This is a genomic window from Micromonospora sp. NPDC048830, assembly GCF_043198215.1.
Lineage (GTDB): Bacteria > Actinomycetota > Actinomycetes > Mycobacteriales > Micromonosporaceae > Micromonospora.
In genome coordinates this window covers 158,054-179,256 of record NZ_JBICUP010000009.1, presented here as the reverse complement: position 1 = coordinate 179,256, position 21,203 = coordinate 158,054, and the positions used below count along the sequence as shown (strand labels likewise).

Genomic DNA, 21,203 nt, shown 5'->3' with positions numbered 1-21,203 from the left:
GGCAGCCGGAGGGCGACGCGGTGACCGGCGGCCCCGCGATCGAGGACATCTACCCGCTCACGCCGCTGCAGCAGACGATGCTGTTCCACGCCCTCGCGGCCCCGCACGCCGGTCAGCATCTGCAGCAGCACGTCTACCAGGTGACCGGCCCGGTCACGGCCACCATGCTGCACACCGCGTTCGAGGCGTCGCTGAGGCGGCACACCGCCCTGCGTACCGGCTTCGTGTGGCAGGACGTCAGCCGCCCCGTCCAGGTGGTGTGGGCGGACGTACCGCTGCCGTGGCAGGCCGAGGACCTGCGCGGGGCGGACGCCGCCACGGTGGAGGCGCGCCTCGACCGGATACTGGCCGGACACCGGGCCGCCGGCTTCGATCTCACCGTCCCGCCGCTGCTGCGGGTGGCGGTGCTGCGTACCGGCGAGGACCGGCTGCTCGTCGCCGTCACCGACCACCACCTGATCCTCGACGGCTGGAGCGAGGCCCTCCTGTCCGGCGAGCTGGCCGAGCGGCTGCGCGCGGCGGTGTCCGGCCGGCCGGCCCGGCTGCCCGACGCGCCCCCGTTCGGCCAGTACGTCCGCTGGTTGGCCGGGCGCCCCGGGGACGAGTCGGTCGGGTACTGGCGTTCCCGGCTTCGCGACCTGCGCATCCCCACCCCGCTCGGGGTGGACCGGCGCGGCCGGTTCACCCCGCCGGAGGCCGGCGTCGACGACCGCCGGAAACAGTCGACCTGGTACGACCCGGAGTTGCCCGGACGCCTGCTGAGGTTGCGGCAGCGCGGCATCCTGCCCGCCACGCTGGCGCACGCGGCCTGGGCGTTGCTGCTGGCCCGGTACAGCGGCCACGACGACGTCACGTTCGGTGTCACCCTGGCCGGACGGGGCGCTCCCCTGCCGGCGATGGAGACCCGGGTCGGCATGTACGCCAACACGTTGCCGCTGCGGCTGGCCGTCCGGTGGGACATGCCGGTCGGCCGCTGGCTCACCGAGGTGCAGCAGGGCCTGAGCGAGCTGAGCCGGCACGAGCACAGCCCGCACCCGTTGGTGCAGGCGCAGTCGGGGATGCGGCGCGGTGACGCCCTGTTCGAGAGCGTCCTCGCCTTCCAGGGCTTCTGGGACCGGGCCGCCGGTGGCGCCAGGGCCGGCACGGCGGATGAGGCAGCCGAGGGCGATGTCGAGGTGGCGCTGCTACGGGCGGTCGAACACACCAGTGTGCCGCTGGCCGTCTCGGTGACGCTGCCCGGGAACGGCGTGTGGACCCGACTGGACTACGACGCGAACCGCTTCGACGACGACGCGATGACCGCCACGCTGCGGCGGTACCAGCGGTTGACCGCGATACTCGCCGCGGACCTGGATGCGCCCCTCGGCTCGGTGCGGCTGCCCCTGACCGGCGTACCGGATCGAGCCGGCGCCGCCACGGACGCGGCCCGCGCGGACGGTGCCGGCGCGGACGGTGCCCGCGCGGAGTCGGGGGCGGCGGCGAATCGCGAGGGGGGCGGCTCCGGCGGGTGGGCGGGCGACGCCGCCGGTACGCCGCGCCGGGATCCGCCGGACGTGCTGGCCGCCGTACGGCGGGCCGCCGACCGGTGGCCGTCCGCCGTCGCCGTCCGCGCGCCGGACGGGGCGTGCGACTACGCGGAACTGGTCCGCCGGTACACGCGCCTCGCGGAGGACATCGACACCGATACCGGCGACACCGTGGCGATTCTGGGCCAGCCGTCGGTGGACCTCGTCGTGGCGGTGCTCGCGGTGCTGCACGTGCACGGCGCCTGCTGGATAGCCGACCCGGCGACCTGGGACGAGACGCGACTGCGGGCCAGCGGTGCCCGGCTGCTGGTGGCGAACGGCGTCGTCGCGCCGCCCGCCGCGGGCCCGCGGCGCGGTACCGAGGCGCCCCACGTCGTGGCGCCGGACCAGCGACGCGGGGTCGGCACCGCCGCGGGCGGCCCGGGCGCGCCGGGGGTGACCGGGTGGTGGGCCCCCGCCGGTGACGGGGACGACGTGCGCGTGCCGGTCGGCCGGCCGGTGATCTCGGCGGGGGCCGCCGCCGTCGCGGACGAACTGGCGCTGGCGCCCGGGGCGGAGGTCGCCTGCCGGATACCCCAGCCCTGGGCGCCGGCGTGGTCGCTGCTCGCCCCGCTCACCGTCGGTGGCTGTGTCCTCCTCGGTGCGGTCGAGTCCACCGGGCCGGCGACGATGATCGGCACGCCGGGCCACTGGCTGGACCTGATCGCGGACGGCTGGCGTGGCGGGTGCGCGGTCGTCGTGGGCGAACCGCCGTCGGCCCACCTGCGTACCGCGCTGGCCGAGCGGGCCGGACGCGCGCACCTGGTCTACGCCCCGACGCCCGAGGCGGGCGTCGTGTGTGTCGCGCGGCTGGGCGGGGAGGACAGCGACCCGGCAGCACCGGCACCGACCTCGGCCTCGGCACCGGCCTCGGCCCCGGCACCGGCGCCGGCCGCTTCCTGCGCCGACCGGGTCCTGACCGGTGCCCGGGGAGCGCCGATCGGGCGGCGCCTTCCGGGAGTTCACGTCCGCCTGCTGGATGCCGTCGGACAGCCGGTGCCCGACGGGGCATCCGGGCGCCTCTGCCTCGATGGTGGATCGCGCACCGGTGACCGGGCCCGGGTTCGGGCCGACGGCACGCTGGAGCTGCTGGGCAACGACCGGGACGGGGCCGAGGCGACCCTGGCCGGCCAGGCGTTGGGCGACCTGCCCGGAATCGCCGCCGCACTGGTGCTCACCGACGACGCCGGCCGGCCGCTCGGCTGGTTCGAACCCGTCGAACGGCCCGGACCCGACCCGGCGACGGTGTCGCGGCTGCTGCGGCAGGTGCTGCCACCCACGCTGGCGCCGGCGGTGCTGACCGCTGTCGAGCGCCTGCCGCGGCGGCCGGACGGCCGATGGGACCGCGCTGCGCTGCGCGCCGGCCTGCACGCCGGAAGTGGGCCCGGCCCGGCACGCCCGGACGACCGTCCGACCGGCGCGGCACCGGAACCCGGGCCGGTACGGCCGGACCGACCTCGGCCCGACCAGATCAGCGCGGTGTTGCGCTGGAGTGACGGCGGCAGTGCCGACACCCCGCCCGGCACCGTCATGGACCTGATCGCGGCGAACGTGCGCCGGTCCCCCGACGCGACCGCCGTCGACTTCCACGGTCAGCCGACCAGCTATGCCGACCTCTGGCACGCCGCCGGGGAGGTCGCCCGCTCGCTGGCTGCCCTCGGCGTACGGCCCGGCGGCATCGTGGCGCTCTGCCTGCCGCGCGGCCCGTCGATGGTGGCGGCGGTACTCGGGATCCTCGCCAGCGGCGCGGCGTACCTGCCCGTCGACCCGGCGCTGCCGGCCGAGCGGCTCAGGTTCATGCTGACCGACGCGGGGATCGCGGCCGGGGTGACCGGCGCCGCGCTGGCCGGCCGGTTGTCCGCCGGCCCGGCGCCGCTGCTCACCCTCGACCCGGCCCGCCCGCTGTCCACCGCCTTCGGGGGCGTCACGGTCGCCGCCGATCCGGCCGATGCGGCGTACGTCCTCTACACCTCGGGAAGCACGGGGGTACCCAAGGGGGTCGTGGTACCGCACCGTGCCGTGGTCGACTTCGTCACCCACATCAACGCCGCGTACCGGATCCGGCCCGGCGACCGGGTGCTCGCCCACGCCGCGCTGAGCTTCGACGTCTCGGTGTTCGACCTGTTCGCCCCGTTGACGGCGGGCGCCACCGTGGTCCTCGTCGACGACGACGACCGCCTGTCGGCGCAGCGGCTGCAACGGCTGCTGGCCGACCGGCGGGTCACGGTCGCCGAACTCCCCCCGGCGCTGATGCCGTCGCTCGACCCGGACCGGCTGCCCGACCTGCGTCTGGTGTCGGTGGGCGGCGAGCCGCCCGCCGGGGCGTTGGTGGATGCCTGGCAGCGCCCGGACCGCGAGTTCTGGAACGGGTACGGCCCGACCGAGACGACGGTGGCGGTCACGCTCATGCGGTGCCGGCGGCCCGCGGACGGGCGGGTGCCCCCGATCGGCCGGCCGATGCCGAACCACCGAGCCTACGTACTGGATCCGGAGCTGCGGCTGGTCGCCCCGGGGCAGCCCGGCGAGTTGTGTGTCGCCGGGCCGGGGCTGGCGTGGGGATACCTCGGCCGCCACCCGCTCACCGCCGAGCGGTTCGTCCCGGATCCGTTCGGGGTGCCGGGCAGCCGGATGTACCGCACCGGCGACTTGGCCCGCTGGAACGACGACGGCCACCTCGAGTTCCTCGGCCGGCTCGACCGGCAGGTGAAGATCCGCGGATACCGGGTGGAGTTGGGCGAGGTCGAGTCGGCGCTGTGCACGGTGCCGGGGGTGACGCGCGCGGTGGTCGAACTCGGGCGGCACGACACCGGGGCACCGATGCTGGTCGGCTACCTCACCGGCCCGGCGGTCCCGGGGCTCACCGAACTGCGGGCCGCCGCCGGCCGGCTGCTGCCCTACTACATGCTGCCCGACCGGGTGGTCCACCTCGACGAGCTGCCGTTGACCCCGACCGGCAAGGTGGACCGGTCCCGGCTGCCCGCACCCCCGCCGGTCGCCGCCCGCCGACCCGACCCGTCGTACGGCGATCCGGAGGGGGTCGGCGCGGTGCTGGCGGACGAGATCGTCGGTCCGCTGCTGGCGGCCCGCCCGGCACCCGACGACGACTTCTTCGCACTCGGTGGCGACTCGTTGGCGGCGGCCGTGGTCGTCGGGCAGGCCCGAGACCGGTTCGGCGTGCCGGTCAGCCTGACCGAGTTCCTCGCCGAACCCACCCTGGCGCGGCTGGCCGCGCTGGTCGAACTGGCGACCGCCGACAAGGGGATCCGTTGACGAAGCTGGCTTTCCTGATCGCCCCGATGCACGGGCACGTCAACCCGACGCTGCCGGTGGCACGGGAGCTGGTGGCCCGGGGCCACCGGGTGACCTACTGGCTGACCGCGCAGTTCCGGGACGCGGTGGCCGACACCGGCGCGGAGTTCCGGGAGATCCCCACGCCGCCGCCGGATCCGCGCCTCCCGGCCGACACCGACCCGCTGGTCACCCTCGCGCTGATCCCGGCCCGGTTGGCCGCCGCCGCGGTCGAGGTCCTGCCCGGGGTGCTCGACGGGGTACGGGAGCTCGGCCCCGACACGGTGGTCGTCTACGACCAACTGTGCGTGTGGGGGCGACTGGTGGCCGAGGTGGCCGGCGTGCCGGCGGCGATGCTGTGCACCACGTACGCGTCGAACGAGCACTTCTCCTTCCTCGCCGGGCCACACGGGCGGACCGTGCCACGGATTCCCGCGGCCATGGAGGTGTTCGACGGCGACCTGGGCCGCCTCGCCGACCGGTACGGGACCCCGCGGCTGCCCCTGCCCGCCCTGTTCTTCCATGCCGAACCCGTCACGGTCGTCTTCACCACCCGTGAGTTCCATCCTGCCGCGGACACGTTCGACGGCCGGTACGCGTTCGTCGGCCCCACGGTGACCGCCGACCAGCCACGCGTCGCGGACCCCGCCGGCAACCTGGTGTACGTGTCGCTCGGCACGGTCTTCACCGACTGGCCGGAGCTGCTGCCGATCTGCGCCACGGCGTTCGACGGCGGCGACTGGCGGGTGGTGCTGTCCACCGGGGGCCGTCCGGCGCCACCGGCGCCGGAGCACCTGACCGTGCTGCGGCACGCCCCACAGGTGGCACTGCTGGCCGAGGCGGCCGCCTTCGTCACGCACGGCGGGATGGGCAGCACCATGGAGGCGCTGCACCAGGGCGTACCGATGGTGGTGATCCCGCAGACGCCGGAGCAGGCGGTGACCGCGGAGCGGGTGGTCGACCTGGGCCTGGGGGTCCACCTGGACCGGGCCGCCACGACACCGGCCGCCCTCCGGGCCGCGGTGGAGCGGGTGGCCCGGGCCGGCGGCTACCGGCGGCAGCTCGCCCGGATGCGGGAGGCGGTGCGCGGCGCGGGCGGTGCGCGAGCCGCGGCGGACGCCCTGGAACGGCGCTGCCGGTCCCGAGCTGGGGTGGACGCGTGAGAACCCAGGTCGGAATCATCGGCGCCGGGCCGGCCGGACTCATGCTGGCCCACCTGCTGCACCGGGCGGGCGTCGACACGGTGGTGCTGGAACGCCGCGGCCGCGAGCACGTGCGGCGGCGGGTGCGGGCCGGCGTACTCGAACACTCCACCGTGGAGCTGCTGCGGGCGGCGGGCCTGGGCGGTCGGTTGGACCGGGAGGGGATGCCGCACCACGGCCTGTCGTTACGCTTCGACCGGGCCGACCACCGCATTCCGCTGACCGACCTCACCGGCAGGTCCATCACCGTGTACGGGCAACAGGAGGTGGTCAAGGACCTGATCGACGCCCGCGAGGCGGCCGGCGCATCGATCCTGTTCGACGTCGACGAGGTGTCGGTGCACGATCCCGCCGGCGACCGGCCCCGGGTCACCTTCACCGACGCCGGCGGAACCGCCCGCACCCTCGCCTGCGACGTCGTCGCCGGCTGCGACGGCTTCCACGGGGTCAGCCGCACCGCGTTTCCGCCCGGCGCCCTGCGGACCTACCGGCGGGAGTACCCGTTCGCCTGGCTGGGCATCCTCGCCCGGACGCCGCCGTCGCACCACGAGCTGATCTACGCGTACTCGGATCGCGGGTTCGCGTTGCACAGCATGCGCTCGCCCGAGATCACCCGGTTGTACCTGCAGGTGCCGGCCGACGAACGGATCGAGGACTGGCCGGACGACCGGATCTGGGACGAGTTGGCCGTCCGGCTCGCCGTCGACGGGTTCGACCTGCGATCCGGGCCGGTGTTGGAGAAGGGGCTGACGTCCGTACGCAGCGTGGTGACGGAGCCGATGCGGTACGGCCGGTTGCTGCTCGCCGGCGACGCCGCCCACATCGTGCCGCCCACCGGGGCGAAGGGCATGAACCTCGCCGTCGCCGACGCGTTGGACCTCTCCCGGGCACTGGTCCCCTTCCTGTCGCGGCGGTCCACCGAACTGCTGGACGGCTACAGCGAGCGTCGCCTGCACCGGGTCTGGCGGGCCGAGCACTTCTCGTGGTGGATGACCTCGATGCTGCACCGGTTCCCCGACGGCGACCCGTTCGAGCACCGCCTGCAACTGGCTCAGCTCCGCTACACCGTGTCGTCGGTCGCCGCCGCGACCAGCCTGGCCGAGAACTACGTGGGCCTGCCGTACGACCACTCCTGAGGCAGGCCCACGACAAGGCACTACCAGGCGCGACTCCGGCGCTGAGCCTGGGCGAACAGTCCGGTCGCCGCGAGCGCCATCAGGCCGGGGAGCCAGTACTGCCACGCCTGGGAGAGGCCGGCGAACACGGCGACGTTCTGTGTCACCTGAAGCAACACGACTCCGCAGAGAACACCGATGAAGCTGCCGCGCCCGCCGAAGATGGAGGCGCCACCGAGTACGACCGCGGTGATGCTGGCGAGTGTGTAGGACGTTCCGGCGGTCGGATCGCCGACCCCGATCTGGGCCGCGAGCAGGAACGCGCCGAACAGTGTGCATACCGAACCCGCGACATAGGCCAGTACCTGGACGCGGCCCACCGGGATGCCCAGCTTGTGTGCGGCGTGCTCGTTCGAACCCGTGCCCCGCAGGTACAGGCCCGGCATGGTCCGCCGCGACGCGAGTTCAAGGCCGAGCAGGAGTACCACGCCCACGAGCACCGGCCAGGGGACCGGGCCGATCCCTGCCTTCAGCAGCGCGGTAACCGAGTCGGCGATCGAGCCGCCGGGTACGTCGCGCATGACCAGCGACAGCCCCTGCAGCGCCATGTACGTCACCAGCGTCGCCACCACGGGGGCGGCCGCCGCGAACCGGACGAGTATTCCGTTCGCCCCGCCGACGGCGACGGCGAGCAGGGTCATCAGTCCGATCCCCACGATCCACCAGACGACCGCGTAGTCGTCGCTGACGTAGAACGACGCCACCACGACGAGGGCGCCGCTGAGCGGACCGACGGAGAGGTCGATCCCGCCGGTCAACATCACGATCAACTGCCCGGCGGACAGGAAAAGGAGGGGCGCGAGCAGCTCCAGCATGCTGCCGATGTTGAAGCTGGAGAGAAACCGCTCGTTCTGCGTGGCGCCGACGAGCCCGAGGGCGAGCACGGCCGCGAGGAGAAAGACGCTCGGCCCCTGCTCGCCGCTGAGAAACCGGCGCCACCGGCTCCCCCGGGCCCGGCCGCCGGACGTGGCCTGCTCCACGTGTTTCGTGACCGTACCGGTCAGCGACGCCGCCGTGATGGCGTCGTCGGATATGTCGTCACCCACGAGTTCGGCCACGACCCGGCCGGCGCGGAAGACCAGGACCCGGTCGCACAGACCGGCGAGTTCCACGTTGTCCGAGCTGAGCACCACGACGGGTACTCCCTCGTCGGCGGTCTGCCGGAGCCGGTGGTAGATGTCGGAGCGGACGCCTACGTCGATGCCCTGGGTGGGCTCGTCGCAGAGCAGGACCCTGGGGTCGGAGAGCAGCGACCGGCCCAGGACCACCTTCTGCTGGTTACCACCGGAGAGCGTCTCGACCGCCACGTCAGGCGAGGCGAGCCGCACGCCCAGGTCTGCGATCTCCCGTCGGACGATCCGTTCCTCGGACTGCGGGGCGATGACACCGGCGCGGGACGTCCGGTGGGTCGCGGCGACGGCCAGGTTCTCCCGGACGGAGTGGATGGTGGCCACCCCTTCGATGTGGCGTTCCTGGGGCATGAGCACGATGCCCGATGCGCGGGCACGGCGTGGGCTCGACACGTCGACCGGGCGATCGTCGACCGCCACCTGGCCGCTGCTGCGCGTCGCGCCGCCGAGGGCCCTGATGAACTCCCGTTGGCCATTGCCCTCGACGCCGGCCAGGCCCACGATCTCGTGCCGCGCCACGTCCACGCTCACACCGGCGAACCGGTCGGACGTCAGGTCCCGTACCCGGAGTACGGGTTCACCCAGCTGGCCGGCGCGGTCGGGGAACAGCGCCGTGACCTCGCGCCCGGCGACTCGGGTGATGATTTCCTGCTCGCTGACGTCGGACCGGTTGAATGTGCCGCGGATCTGGCCGTCCCGCAGCACGGTGATGCGGTCGGCCAGCGCGAACACGTCGGGCAGCCGGTGGCTGATGTACACGACCGCGACACCACGGGCCGCAAGCCCACGGATGCCGTCGAACAGTCGGTTGGTCTCGGCGGCCATGAACGGTTCGGTGGGTTCGTCGAAGATGACGACCTCCGGATCGCAGGCGAGCGCGCCGCAGATCTCGACCGCCTGTTTCTCGGCGAGAGTCAGGGTGCGGACCGACGAGGTGGGGTCGATCGGCATTCCCATCGCCGCCAGCTTGTCCCTCGCCCACCGGGTGGCCTCGGCGAACCTGGGCCGCTTCGCCTCCGGGACCGACAGCATGAGGTTCTCGGTCACCGTCAGGTCGGCCAGCAGCGCTGGATGCTGGAAGGCGATCGCCAAGCCCTGCCTACGCGCGGCGGTCGGCGAGACTTCGGCTATCGGCCGCCCGCCGATCTCGACGCTGCCGGTGTCCGGCTTCAGCGCCCCGGATGCGATCGCCATCAGGGTGGATTTCCCCGCGCCGTTGCCACCGACGAGCGCGTGGATCTCGCCTGCGTGGACCTCGAAGTCGACCCGGTCGAGGGCAAGGACGCCAGGGAAGCGTTTTGTCACACCACGCATCACGAGGCGGGCGTTGGATCCAGCCATGGTTGGTGTCCCTTCGGATGCTTGGCCGTTGGCCGGCGTGCCGGCCAACGGCCAAGCATGGGTCAGTTGTAGATGCTCTTGAGCTGTTCGGGGCCAAGCTCCGCGGAGAGGATGGCGTTGCTGGGCAGGGCCGGGTCGCACTTGGGCTGCTTGGCCTTGTCGAAGCTGTCCTCGTAGATCGGGATGTTGATGATTTCGGGCTCGTCGTCGGTGATCCCCTGCTTCGCCGCGACCGCCTTGCGCAGGGCGAGTCGGACGATCCAGGTCCGGCTGGAGACAGTCACGATGTTGTAGTCCGGCTGTTGCGCACTACGCTTCTTCCACTCGCAGGCGAAGCCGTTGAGGTCGTTGGCCGTCCAGAGGGGCAGCTTCCGGTTGGCCGCCGCAAAGGCACGGAGGCCGCCGAGGGACCCGTCACCGGAGTCCGAGATGATCGCGTCGATCTTCGGGTATTTGGTCAGGAGGCCGGCGACGACCCGCTGGGTCTGCGCGGGGTTCCAGTTCGTGTCGATCGGCTTGCCCGGCTCGTTCAGCAACTTGGCATTCCGGCAGGCGGGGTTGGCGGCGAACTCCTCCTCCACACCCTTGATCTCGGTGGTGCTCTGGGTGTTGCCAGGCGTACCGCCGAGGAACAGCACGTTTCCGCCGGCGTCGCCCAGGTGCTCGCAGGTCCACCGCGCCCAGGTATGACCGTCGTTGATGGTGTTGTGGCCGACGAAGGTGGTGTAGTCCTTGCCGGGGGTGCCGCCCGGGTTGGCGGTCCACGGGACGACGGCGACACCGGCTTTGAAAGCCTCCCGCAGGGTGGGCAGCAACGCCTCTCCGGCGTCGGGGAAGACGACGATGGCATCGGCGCCCTGGGCGACGAGGGCCTTGATGTCGCTGATCGCCTTCTGCGGGTTGTTCTGGGCGTCGGAGTACGGCATGACGGTGAGGTTCGGACACTTGCGTGCCTCATCCTCGAACTCCGCCCGTGCCGTCTTGCGCCAGGCGTTGTCGCCCGTCCCGTCGGCCAGCGCAACCTTCAACGGCTTGCTGCCGCAGAACTCCTGGATCGACTTCAGCTGGTTGACCTCGCCGACCCGGGTCTGGTCGCTGTAGACGGCCTCGACGTTCGCGGCGTTCGGCGAGTCGTTCTTCTTGGCGGCGCAGCCGGTGACGGCGAGCATCGCCGTGATCACCACCGCTCCGGCCGCCGGTGCGCGGCGTTGTTTGTCGATCACTGTTCCTCCAGTTCGGGGGCTACGAGGGGGGAAGAAACGGGGCTATCTGGGGGTGGAAGGGTTCACCGGGCCCTGGGCACGCCGAGCCGGCGTAGGACCCCGGCCAGTGGAAGTCGGCGCAGGACGACGGCCACCGCGAGTACGACCGCCTGGACGAGCAGTTGGATCGAGGTGGTGGCACCGGCGGCCAGGACGACCTGGTTGAGCTGGGTCAGGAACAGCGCGGCGACGCCGGTGGCGAGGGCGTTGCTCATGCCGCCGGTCAGTACGCTCCCGCCGAGGACCACGGCGGCGATGGACGACAGCTGGTAGGTGTTGCCGAGCAGGATGTCGGGCGTCCGCAGGTATCCCGCGAGAAGCAGCCCGGCCGCGGCGTACAGAGCCCCGGCTACGGCATAGGCGGAGACCTGGTACGCCCCGGTCCGGATGCCCAGCAGTCGCGCGGCTGCGGAGTTGGCGCCCGCCGCCATGAACCGGCGACCCAGCACCGACCGGCGGCGCAGCCACTGGGTGACCGCGACCAGCACCACCGCGATGATCAGGAGGTTTGGCACCCCCCACACCGAGCCGGTCGCGAAGCCGCTGAGACTCGCATCCGCCGAACCGGGGAATCCGCCGGACACCTGCAGGACCACGCCGATGAGGATCGCGTTCATGGCCAGGGTCACCACGAACGCCGCGATCCCGAACCGCACCACGGCGATGCCGGTGACGAGTCCACCGGCCGCGCCCACGAGGAGCCCGAGGGCAGCCGCGATCGGGACCGGGATGCCGGCGAGCTCCGGCACCTTGGTGACGAACACCGCGGCCAGGGCCATCGCGCCGGGCACCGATAGGTCGATGCCGCCCTGACTGACGACGAAGGCCTGCCCGAGCGCGGCGACCGCCAGGACCGCCGCGAAGGGAAACATCGAGTTCAGCGCGGAACCGGAGAGGCTGCCCGGCGCGATCAACGGGCTGGCCGCGAAGAGCAGGGCGGTCATCACCCACACCGGCGTGAACGGTCCCCGGGGCAGCCGTACCCGTGACGCAGGGATCTGCCTGGATTGCTGTTCAGGTTCGCTTACGTCGAGGGACATCCCGCATGTCCTTTCTGTCAGACCAGGCGCGGGTGGTCATACGGCGGTGTAGCCGCCATCGACCGGAATGTCGGCACCGGTGATGAAGCTCGACCCGGAGCCGAGCAGGAACACGATCACTGCGGCGACCTCGGAGACGTCCGCGATCCGGTGCAGCGGATGGGAGTCGACGAGCTGCCGTTCGGCAGCGATCGGATCGGGTTGTGCCGCAAGGTACGTCCGAAGCTGGTCCGTACGGACCGAGCCTGGGCTCACCACGTTGCAGCGGATGTTGTGGCCGGCGTAGTCGGCGGCGATCTGGCGGGTCAGTTGGCCCACCGCCCCCTTTGAGGCGCAGTACGCCGGCTGGTTGGGCAGGCCGACTCTCCCCGAGATCGACGAGAGGTTGACGATCGAGCCGCCCAGCCCTCGACCGACCATGGCTCGGACGACGTGTTTGCAGGTGAGGAAGGTGCCGGTCGCGTTCACGGTGAGCACCCGCGTCCAATCCGCGAGCGTGGTCTCGGTGAGCGGCGTGGAGATCATCGTGGCGGCACAGTTGACCAGGCCGTCGATCCTGCCCCAGGCGTCGAGTGCCGCGCAGACGGTGGCGTGGACCGCGTCCTCGTCGGTGACGTCGGCTACGTGGGCCAACGCCTGCCGCCCCTCGGAGCGCAGCTGCGCCGCCAGCCGTTCGATCGCCTCCGCTCGGTGGTCGACCAGCAGAACGGCGTCGCCCGCGGCGGCGACGGCACGTGCCACGGCGGCACCGATACCACCGCTCGCACCGGTGACCATGACGGCGTTCCCCATGATCAGTTCCTTTGGCTCGTAGGGTCAGCGGGTTGCCGGACGGCCCGGCCGGACGACGGGGCGCCGGACTGCCCTCGGTCCCACCTCGGATGCGTCCACCGTTTGGTGGAGGCGGGATCTCCGACCGTTGTTCGACGGGCTGCACATCGCTTGCCGTTGGCACGCGGGTTTGTGCCGCCGATTATGGAGATGAGCTGCACGAACAGCTCTAAGCTGGGGACGAGGCTGACATGCTGCATGCAGCATGTCAAGGCTTGACGGGCGACTTCCGCGATTGGCATGCTGCATGCAGCGTGCCGGTGACGGCGGTTCGGAGCAGAGGCGGTGAGTGCTGGAAATGCCCAGGACGAAGGAAACGGTCAGGGTCGCGGTCGCCCAACTGCCATCAGCTAAGGGAAACCCGGATGCGAACGTCGAACGGACGGCCGCAACCATCAGACGCGCCGGCGCGGAGGGCGACCACCTGGTGGTGTTCCCGGAGTGCACACTCAGCGGATACATGTTCGATTCGCCGGAGGAGGCCCGGCGTGCCGCCATCGGCATCGGCGATCCCCGGATCGGGCACCTCGTCCAGGCATGCCGGGAAGCATCGACCATCGCCGTGGTCGGCTTCCTCGAAACCGACGGCACCCTGCTGTACAACTCGGCGGTGACGCTGGGCCCGCACGGAGTGCTCGGGATCTACCGCAAGCAGCATCTGCCGTACCTCGGCGCCGACCGGTTCGTGACGCCCGGTCGCGGCGACACCCCGCCCGTGGTGCAGACGGCGGCCGGAAAGATCGGCACGATGATCTGCTTCGACCTGCGCTTCCCCGAGGCGGCTCGGGTGCTCGCCCTGCAAGGCGCGGACATCATCGCGGTGCCGACCAACTGGCCGCGGAACGCGGCCATGCTCTCCGACCACGTCACCCGGGTCAGGGCCCTGGAGAACCTCGTCTACCTCGCCGTCGCCGACCGCGCCGACGAGGAGAACGGCACTCCCTTCCACGGCCGGAGTCAGGTGGTCTCGCCGGCCGGGCAGGTTCTGATCGACGCCGGCACGGACGAAGGACTCTTCGGCGCCGAGGTGGAGCTCGCCCAGGCCCGTAACAAGAAGCTGGTGATCGTCCCCGGCGAGTACGAACTTGAGATCTTCACCGGACGCAGACCGGACCGGTACACCGAGATCACCCGTCCGGTCCGGGCCGAGCGGGACGCGGACCTCGACTGAGGCCGGACGAAGACATGCGACCAGAGAAGGAGGGCGGCCGTGTGCGGGCCTGAGTTCATCACCGAGGCGACCCGGCAGAAGATCGCGGCCTACGCCGCCGAATTCCGGAAGGTGACCAGGAGTCCCTTCGGCGCCGACGACGAGATCGGCATGCTCAACCTGTTGTCGGCCGAATCCGCCCGCGAGGTCATGCGGCGTGCCGACGGCGGCGCCGCGATCGACCTGTCAGTGGACATGTTCGTGGGCATGCCCTCCTGGATCAAAGCCGGCGACCCACCCTTCCAGCAATGGATGACCCACACCCCCGCCGGCACGGTCCTCGACGACCTGACCGGCGTCGGCCAGGTCCAGAACGAACTGATCTCCTATTCCGGCGACGCCGTGTCGATGTACACCCACACCGGGACGCATATCGACACGCTCAACCACTTCGGCTACAACGGCGAGATCTGGAACGGGTTCTCCGCGGCGCAGCACCTGAGTTCCCGGCACTGGACCAGATGCGGAGCCGACAGGATCCCCCCGATCATCGGTCGCGGCGTGCTCTTCGATGTGGCCGCGCTGCATGGTGTCGACATGCTGCCGGACAACTACGGCATTGGCGCCGACGACCTACGTGACGCACTGAGACGACAGCGGACCACCTTCATGCCCGGAGACATCGCACTGGTCCGGACCGGGCGAATGACCCAGTGGCCCGATCCACGACGCTACATCGACAACAGCCCTGGGCTGAACCTCGACGGCGCGCGGTTCCTCGCCCTGGCCGGGGCAGCAGTGATCGGCGGCGACAACTCCGCTCTCGAACAGATGCCAGCCAACGATCCGGAGAACTGGCAGGTGGTCCACACCTACCTGCTCGGTGAGGCCGGTGTGCCCATCATGGAGATCGTCGACTGTGAGCACCTCGCCGCGGAGTCCATCTACGAGTTCGCCTTCGTCGGCGCCTGCCTGAAGATCCGCGGCGCCACCGGCGCGCCGATGCGCCCCCTTGCCCTGCCACTGATCCGCTGAGCAACACGATCAGCCGGATTCCACCGTCATCATTTCAAGTAAGGCGACCTTGTCATGCCCAACGAAGAGTTCACCTCTGCGGTCGACCGCAGCCGGACCGCCTACGGAGACGACGGTTTCAGCCGGTTCCTGCGGCGAGCGTTCCTGGCTTCCCGCGGGTACGACGACATCGACCTCGACCGGCCCGTGGTCGGGATCGCGGTGACCACCTCCGACTACAACACCTGCCACCGGGACATGCCGGCCCTGCTGGCGGCCGTACGGCGGGGAATCCTCGAGGCCGGCGGTCTCCCGATGGACTTCCCCACCATCTCCCTCGGCGAGATCCTCACGTCCCCCACCTCCATGCTGTTCCGGAATCTGATGGCGATGGACACCGAGGAGATGATCCGCGCTCTGCCGATGGACGCCGCCGTTCTGCTCGGCGGCTGCGACAAGACCGTCCCGGCCCAGCTCATGGCCGCCGCGTCGTCGGACAAGCCGGTCATGCTCGAAGTGGTCGGACCGATGATGACGGGCAGCTGGCGCGGGCAGCGGATGGGCGCCTGCACCGACTGCCGCCGGCTGTGGGGAGAGCATCGGGCGGGAAACCTGACGTCCGCGGACGTGACCGAGGCGCGAGGCGAGCTGGTCACGACAGCTGGCACCTGTGCCGTCATGGGCACGGCCTCCTCGATGGCCTGCATGGCGGAAACGCTCGGCATGATGCTGCCCGGTGGAGCCAGCCCGGGGGCGTCGACCGGCGAGCGGCTTCGTCACGGGGTCGCCACCGGACGACGCGCCGTCGAACTGGCCCGCCAGGGGACACCCGCGCCGCGGCAGGTCCTCACCAGGGACGCGTTCGAGAACGCCGTGAAGGTTCTCGCCGCGCTCGGCGGCTCCACCAACGTCCTGGTGCACATGATCGCCGTGGCCCGCCGCGCCGGGGTGGACCTGTCCCTCGCCGACTTCGACACCATCGGCGCCAAGGTGCCGCTGCTGGTCGACTGCAAGCCGTCGGGCGCGAACTACATGGAGGACTTCCACCGCGCCGGCGGGCTTCCCGCCCTGCTCAAAGAGTTGGCACCGCACCTGGAAACGTCGACGGTCGGGGTCAGCGGACATTCCCTGGCCGACCTGCTCACCGAGACCAACCCCCGTGCCGACTGGCAGCACGTCATCCGACCGCTCGACGACCCCCTCGGGCCGCCCGGCGCTCTGGCGGTACTGACCGGATCACTCGCCCCGAACGGCGCAGTGATCAAAACCTCGGCGGCGAGCCCGTCCCTGATGCAGCACACCGGCCCGGCCTTCGTCGTCGACGCCGACCAGGACATCGCCTCGATCCTCGACGACCCCGAACTCGACATCACTCCCGACCACATTCTCGTGCTGCGCTTCGCCGGACCGATCGCCGCTGGAATGCCGGAGGCCGGGGCACTGCCGATCCCGGCCAAACTGGCGCGCAACGGAGTACGCGACATGGTCAGGATCTCCGACGCGAGGATGAGCGGCACCTCGTACGGGACGGTTGTTCTGCACTGCGACCCCGAGGCCGCCGCCGGCGGACCGCTCGCCGCCGTCCGAAACGGCGACCTCATCCGACTCGACATCCCAGCACGACGACTCGACCTGCTGGTGGACGAAGCGGAGGTCCAGCGGCGCCTGACCGGTTTCACTCCCCCTCCGCTGCCGGAACGTGGCTGGCGACGGCTCTACGCGACAACGGTCCTGCCCCCTAGCCAGGGCGCTGACCTTTCATTCTTGTAGGCTCCGGGCGAGAAAGCGGGGAACGATGGGACCGGCGACATACCTGCGGACAACGGGCCGCAAGGCTGTTGCACGCCGTGCCGGCGGAAAGGGTGGGCGGGCGTGAAGCCACTGTCCGAGGATGTCTCACTGACCGAACGGGTCTTCGAGCAGATCCGGGCTGCGATCATCTCCGGGGAACTGGCACCTGGTTCGTTGTACTCCGTGGTGGAGATCGCGAGTCAACTGGGGGTGTCGCGCACACCGGTACGCGAGGCGCTGTTGCAGTTCGCGGCCAACGGCATGGTCAGGTTCGAGCGCAGTCGTGGCGTACGAATCCTCGAACTCTCGGTCAAGGACATCGAGGAGATCTACTCGCTACGGCTGCTGCTCGAGGCACCGTCGGCCTATCGGGCGGCGACCGAGATGAGCGACCGCGATCGCGCCGCCCTCAAGAAGGCGTTCGACGGTATGCGGAAGGCGTGTGACGCGGGCGACGAAGGGCTCTTCCAAAGACACGACCTGGTGTTCCACGAGACGATCGTCCGGGCGGCGGGCAACGAACGGGTCGTCCAGGTCGTGGCGAACACTCGCTCCCAAATGCACGCGCTGGGCCTGTCGACGACGAAGACCCGCACCCTCGCGGACATCCTGGCCGTCCACGAAAAGATCTATACCAATATCATGGCTCGCAATCCGGCTGGCGCCAGCGACGCGGTCCAGGACCATCTGATCGGTACGTTGCAGATGCTGGTGCAGCAGTCGACCGACGACCCGACGGCGGTCGAGAACTACCAGCCACCCGTCAAACCGCTGAGGATGACCCCCTAGTCCGCGATCCCGAACGTGCACCGGGTCTGAGCGGTCAGGCGGTTTGGTACGCGGTGATGATGCTCGTACGGGGCTCGGGCTCCACGGTCACAGTTGCAGGGCGGCGCTGAGCGCGGCCAGGTACGCCCCGGCCATGACCGCGAGCATAGGTCAACCGAGGAGCGGAGCCGCCCGACCGCCGGCCGGGGGCGGCTTCCTTGGGCGTGGGATCGTGGGATCGTCCCGGACCGTGGGTGGGACAGTCGGGTGGTCAGCTCGTCGGGGCCGCCGGGAGGCGGACGACGAAGCGGCACCCTTTGGCGACGTTGTGCGCGTGCACCCGCCCGCCGTGCGCCTCGACCAGACCACGCACGATCGCCAGGCCCAGCCCGCCGCCGGTAGGCCCGCCACGGTCGGCGCCGGCCGGCGCGGGGGTGCGGGCCCGTTCCCCGCGGAACGCCACGTCGAACAGCCGGGGCAGGTCCGCCTCGGGAATCCCGCCGCAGGTGTCGGAGACAGCAAGCCACACATCTTTCTCGTCACGGCCGGCGTCGATCCGCACCGTGCCGTCCGGCGGCGTGTACCGCACGGAGTTGACCAGCAGGTTCGTGACGACGCGGGCGAGTTCAGCCTCGGCCGCCCGGACGGTCGGCCAGCCGGTCTCCGGGGCGAGTACCCGCACCCGCCGGTCGGCGGCCAGCGGCGCGGTGGCGGCGATCGCGTCCGAGACGATGTCGCCGAGCGGCACCGGGGACAGCACGGGCCGCAGCGCACCGGCGTTGATCCGCGACAGCTCGAACAGGTCGTCGACCAGGCGGGTCATCCGATCCGTCTCGACCCGAATCCGGTGGTGGTACTCGGCCACCGTCGCCGGATCGTCGACCACCTTGTCCTCGAGTGCCTCCGCCATCGCCCGCAGGCCCGCGAGCGGGGTGCGCAGGTCGTGGGAGACCCACGCGACCAACTCGCGCCGGCCGGCCTCCAGCTGCCGTTCCCGCTGTCGGGCCTGGTCGGCCCACACCGCCGCCTGCGCCAGCCGCCGCGCGAACGCCACCCCGACGGCCAGGGTGACCGCCGCGGACGCCGCAACCGTGACGAGCACGATCTGCAGGTCGTGTGCGGACAGGAACATGGCCTCTGCGACCGCCGTGACGCCCACGGCCACCGATACGACCGTGACGGCCAGCAGCACCGCCACGTGGGCGAGGATCGACCGGTGGCGCATCAGACGCAGCGCACCGATGCCGAGCGCACCGACGGCCCCTCCGGCGATCGACGCGTAGAGACCGATGAGCAGAAGATCCTTCACCGGTCCGGCCCCTGTCGCTCGTACCGGTAGCCGACACTCCACACGGTGACGATGCGCCGCGGCTCAGCGGGGCGTTGCTCTATCTTCTCCCGCAGCCGCCTGACATGGACGGTCACGGTGGACTGGTCGCCGAACCGCCAGCCCCACACGCGGTCCAGCAGTTCGGCGCGTGACCAGGCCCGCCCGGGGTTCCGCAGCAGGAACGCGAGCAGGTCGAACTCCCGCAGGGTGAGCGCCAGGTGATCGTCGCCGAGCCGGGCGACCCGCCGTTCGGTGTCCGCCGTCAGGTCGCCGTCGCGCAGCACCACCGGGACCCCCGCGTCGCGTGGCGCCGCGCGTCTCAGCACGGAGCGGATGCGCAGCACCAGCTCCCGCGGGGAGAACGGCTTCGTCACGTAGTCGTCCGCGCCGACCTCGAGCCCCGCGACCCGATCGGCCTCGTCACCGAGCGCGGTCAGCATGACGACAGGCAGGTCCGGCATCCGGGCACGCAGCCGCTTGCACACCTCGATGCCGTCGAGACCCGGCATCATCAGGTCGAGGACGACCAGGTCGGGTCGCTCGGCCGCGACCGCGGCGAGCGCGTCGGCCCCGTCGAAGGACAGCCGGACCCGGCAGCCGTCCTGCTCGAGGTAACGCCGCACGACATCGCTCACCGTTCGATCGTCGTCGACGACGAGCACGTGATGCCCCATGGGCGCCACGCTACCCATCGACGGCCCGCTGCGGACGCCCGCGACCGGCCGGCGGGACGGCCGTAAGCAAACGGAAAGACCTTTCCGCGCCGTGTGGGCTTACCGTCATCGACATGGTCAGAAGACGTTGGCTGTTGTCCGTTCTCGCCGTCGTGGTCGTCGCCGGACTCGGGGTCGGTCTGTTTCTGTTCCAGCCGTGGCGGCTGGCGACGGACCGCGAGGTACGCGAGGCGCTGCCCACGGTGGCGGAGTCGCAGCCGACCGGCTCGGCAGAGCCCCAACCCACCGGCCCGACGACGCCGCCGCCCACCGGCTCGGCGGAGCCCGCGGACGTGATCCTCGCCGCCGGCGACTTCATCACCCACAAGCACGACACGACCGGTCGGGCGCAGTTGATCCGCCTCGCCGACGGCCGTCGTCAGCTCCTCCTGCGCGGACTGGACACGTCCGACGGCCCCGACCTGCGGGTCTGGCTCACCGATCGGGAGGTCCGGCCCGGGCGCGCGGGTTCTCACGTGTTCGACGACGGCCGCTGGCTCGAACTGGGCCGGCTCAAGGGCAACATCGGCGACCAGGCGTACGACATCCCGGCGTCGGTCGACCTGGACGGGCTGCGCAGCGTGTCGATCTGGTGCAAACGGTTCGCGGTGTCCTTCGGCGCCGCACCGCTCGCCGCACCGGACGCCTGAGCAGCGCCGACCTGGTCATCGCCCTCCTGCGCGCCTTGATGTGTCGACCATGATCGAGACCACTGCCCGGACGGCCCGCAATCGGCGCAACAACAGCACATTCGTCAGTCCGTCAGATGCCTGCTGCCCACCCGCCGGGGTTCCGGGGTGAGGCGGTGGGCGCTACGGGGTGATCAAGGTCCACGCGCTGATCGCGCCCAGCAGCATCAGGACGGGCACGACCAGCAGCAGCTCGGCCGCCGACCCGGTGCGGAACCGCAGTGGCGCCCACATACCCACCGCCGCCCACCGACAGCCCCGGATCCGGATCGGCCACAACAGCGGCACCCGGCTGAAGGTCAACGCGTCGCCGAGGGAGTGCACCAGGCAGCCCAGCCCCAGCGGCAGGCCAACCCACCACCATCCGCCGCCCGGGCCGGGCAGCGCGGCGGCCATCAACCCGACCACCAGGCCGGTCAGCGCCGCCCCCCACGCCCCGCGGGTGCGCCTGCGCACCGCCCCGCGCATCGCCAGCGCCGCTGCCAGCCCCGCGACGGCCGCCGCGGCGACGTCTCCGCCCACCCAGCACAGCAGCGACACCACCAGGCCGGCGGCCACCGCGAACACCAGCGTGTGCGTGATCGCCCGGTGCCCGCCCCGGCCCGCACAGCAGGCACAGGAAGCCGCCCGCAGCGCCGCCGCTCCCGCCGCCGTGCCGTGGGCGATCAGCCGGGTCACCGGACCCAGCGACCGGGCGATGACCGACCCCGGATGGTCGACGTCCGGCAGCAGCGCCCCACCAGCGGTGACCGCCGCGCCAACCACCACCGTTCCCACCGCCGGCCGCGCCCCCAGGCTCGCCGCCAACGCGCAACCGCCAAGCCACACCACCGCCCCGGACAACGCGTGAGAACGCCCCATCACCGCCGCGCCACCACCCTCCACGTAGGACACAGAACGTGAAGGAATGATCG

15 protein-coding genes are annotated in these 21,203 nt (G+C 71.5%); 8 read left to right on the top strand and 7 right to left on the bottom strand.

Going from position 1 to position 21,203, the window contains the following annotated elements; genetic code table 11:
* Positions 1-20: 20 nt before the first annotated feature.
* The 3 genes from ACGFIZ_RS11570 to pobA are packed head-to-tail and all read left to right on the top strand — an operon-like array spanning position 21 to position 7,191.
* Positions 21-4,835, top strand: a complete 4,815-nt coding sequence (locus tag ACGFIZ_RS11570; protein ID WP_393418253.1) for an amino acid adenylation domain-containing protein — start codon at positions 21-23, stop codon at positions 4,833-4,835.
* Positions 4,832-6,016 (top strand): macrolide family glycosyltransferase, encoded by a 1,185-nt coding sequence (locus ACGFIZ_RS11565; RefSeq protein ID WP_393418251.1) that lies wholly within the window; start codon positions 4,832-4,834, stop codon positions 6,014-6,016. The genes ACGFIZ_RS11570 and ACGFIZ_RS11565 overlap by 4 nt, the downstream gene beginning before the upstream one ends.
* Positions 6,013-7,191 carry a 4-hydroxybenzoate 3-monooxygenase gene (pobA, locus tag ACGFIZ_RS11560; protein ID WP_393418249.1) on the top strand — a complete coding sequence of 393 codons (1,179 nt, stop codon included), beginning with the start codon at positions 6,013-6,015 and terminating at the stop codon, positions 7,189-7,191. The genes ACGFIZ_RS11565 and pobA overlap by 4 nt, the downstream gene beginning before the upstream one ends.
* A gap of 20 nt (positions 7,192-7,211) precedes the next feature.
* Here the strand turns inward: pobA and ACGFIZ_RS11555 are convergent, their stop codons facing one another.
* The 4 genes from ACGFIZ_RS11555 to ACGFIZ_RS11540 form a co-directional block, all read right to left on the bottom strand.
* Positions 7,212-9,701 (bottom strand): ATP-binding cassette domain-containing protein, encoded by a 2,490-nt coding sequence (locus ACGFIZ_RS11555; RefSeq protein WP_393418247.1) that lies wholly within the window; start codon positions 9,699-9,701, stop codon positions 7,212-7,214.
* A 62-nt stretch (positions 9,702-9,763) separates the two neighbouring features.
* Positions 9,764-10,924 (bottom strand): substrate-binding domain-containing protein, encoded by a 1,161-nt coding sequence (locus tag ACGFIZ_RS11550; RefSeq protein ID WP_393418245.1) that lies wholly within the window; start codon positions 10,922-10,924, stop codon positions 9,764-9,766.
* A gap of 62 nt (positions 10,925-10,986) precedes the next feature.
* On the bottom strand, positions 10,987-11,907 hold the full coding sequence (locus ACGFIZ_RS11545; protein WP_393418243.1) for an ABC transporter permease: 921 nt from the start codon (positions 11,905-11,907) through the stop codon (positions 10,987-10,989).
* Between the two features lie 132 nt (positions 11,908-12,039).
* A complete protein-coding gene (locus tag ACGFIZ_RS11540; protein ID WP_393418241.1) occupies positions 12,040-12,795 on the bottom strand; it encodes an SDR family NAD(P)-dependent oxidoreductase in 756 nt (251 codons plus the stop codon).
* Between the two features lie 337 nt (positions 12,796-13,132).
* Between ACGFIZ_RS11540 and ACGFIZ_RS11535 the strand changes: the two genes are divergently transcribed.
* The 4 genes from ACGFIZ_RS11535 to ACGFIZ_RS11520 all read left to right on the top strand — a co-directional run bounded on the left by ACGFIZ_RS11535 (position 13,133) and on the right by ACGFIZ_RS11520 (position 17,578).
* Positions 13,133-14,005, top strand: coding sequence for a carbon-nitrogen hydrolase family protein (locus tag ACGFIZ_RS11535; protein ID WP_393418239.1), 873 nt, complete (start codon positions 13,133-13,135; stop codon positions 14,003-14,005).
* 150 nt (positions 14,006-14,155) lie between these two features.
* The gene (locus ACGFIZ_RS11530; protein ID WP_393418237.1) at positions 14,156-15,019 is read left to right on the top strand and encodes a cyclase family protein; all 864 of its coding nucleotides are present in this window, start codon (positions 14,156-14,158) and stop codon (positions 15,017-15,019) included.
* Between the two features lie 54 nt (positions 15,020-15,073).
* Complete coding sequence (locus ACGFIZ_RS11525) at positions 15,074-16,768, top strand: dihydroxy-acid dehydratase (RefSeq protein ID WP_393418235.1); 1,695 nt, start codon at positions 15,074-15,076, stop codon at positions 16,766-16,768.
* Positions 16,769-16,870: 102 nt separating this feature from the next.
* Positions 16,871-17,578, top strand: a complete 708-nt coding sequence (locus ACGFIZ_RS11520) for a GntR family transcriptional regulator (RefSeq protein WP_393418233.1) — start codon at positions 16,871-16,873, stop codon at positions 17,576-17,578.
* 250 nt (positions 17,579-17,828) lie between these two features.
* Here ACGFIZ_RS11520 and ACGFIZ_RS11515 read toward each other — a convergent pair whose 3' ends face one another.
* Both ACGFIZ_RS11515 and ACGFIZ_RS11510 read right to left on the bottom strand, forming a co-directional pair.
* Positions 17,829-18,866, bottom strand: a complete 1,038-nt coding sequence (locus tag ACGFIZ_RS11515) for a sensor histidine kinase (protein WP_393418232.1) — start codon at positions 18,864-18,866, stop codon at positions 17,829-17,831.
* Positions 18,863-19,561 carry a response regulator transcription factor gene (locus tag ACGFIZ_RS11510; RefSeq protein ID WP_393418230.1) on the bottom strand — a complete coding sequence of 233 codons (699 nt, stop codon included), beginning with the start codon at positions 19,559-19,561 and terminating at the stop codon, positions 18,863-18,865. The genes ACGFIZ_RS11515 and ACGFIZ_RS11510 overlap by 4 nt, the downstream gene beginning before the upstream one ends.
* 113 nt (positions 19,562-19,674) lie before the next feature.
* On the opposite strand from ACGFIZ_RS11510, the gene ACGFIZ_RS11505 reads away from it, so the two are divergent.
* Positions 19,675-20,250 carry a DM13 domain-containing protein gene (locus ACGFIZ_RS11505; RefSeq protein ID WP_393418228.1) on the top strand — a complete coding sequence of 192 codons (576 nt, stop codon included), beginning with the start codon at positions 19,675-19,677 and terminating at the stop codon, positions 20,248-20,250.
* Positions 20,251-20,412: 162 nt separating this feature from the next.
* Here the strand turns inward: ACGFIZ_RS11505 and ACGFIZ_RS11500 are convergent, their stop codons facing one another.
* Complete coding sequence (locus ACGFIZ_RS11500; protein ID WP_393418274.1) at positions 20,413-21,150, bottom strand: metal-dependent hydrolase; 738 nt, start codon at positions 21,148-21,150, stop codon at positions 20,413-20,415.
* Positions 21,151-21,203 lie beyond the last annotated feature (53 nt).

Coding starts and splice junctions, on each gene's coding strand:
- ACGFIZ_RS11510 (WP_393418230.1), bottom strand. CDS start 19,561: ATGGGGCATCACGTGCTCGTCGTCGACGACGATCGAACGGTGAGCGAT.
- ACGFIZ_RS11530 (WP_393418237.1), top strand. CDS start 14,156: ATGCTCAACCTGTTGTCGGCCGAATCCGCCCGCGAGGTCATGCGGCGT.
- ACGFIZ_RS11535 (WP_393418239.1), top strand. CDS start 13,133: ATGCCCAGGACGAAGGAAACGGTCAGGGTCGCGGTCGCCCAACTGCCA.
- ACGFIZ_RS11505 (WP_393418228.1), top strand. CDS start 19,675: ATGGTCAGAAGACGTTGGCTGTTGTCCGTTCTCGCCGTCGTGGTCGTC.
- ACGFIZ_RS11525 (WP_393418235.1), top strand. CDS start 15,074: ATGCCCAACGAAGAGTTCACCTCTGCGGTCGACCGCAGCCGGACCGCC.
- ACGFIZ_RS11540 (WP_393418241.1), bottom strand. CDS start 12,795: ATGGGGAACGCCGTCATGGTCACCGGTGCGAGCGGTGGTATCGGTGCC.
- ACGFIZ_RS11545 (WP_393418243.1), bottom strand. CDS start 11,907: ATGACCGCCCTGCTCTTCGCGGCCAGCCCGTTGATCGCGCCGGGCAGC.
- ACGFIZ_RS11555 (WP_393418247.1), bottom strand. CDS start 9,701: ATGGCTGGATCCAACGCCCGCCTCGTGATGCGTGGTGTGACAAAACGC.
- ACGFIZ_RS11500 (WP_393418274.1), bottom strand. CDS start 21,150: ATGGGGCGTTCTCACGCGTTGTCCGGGGCGGTGGTGTGGCTTGGCGGT.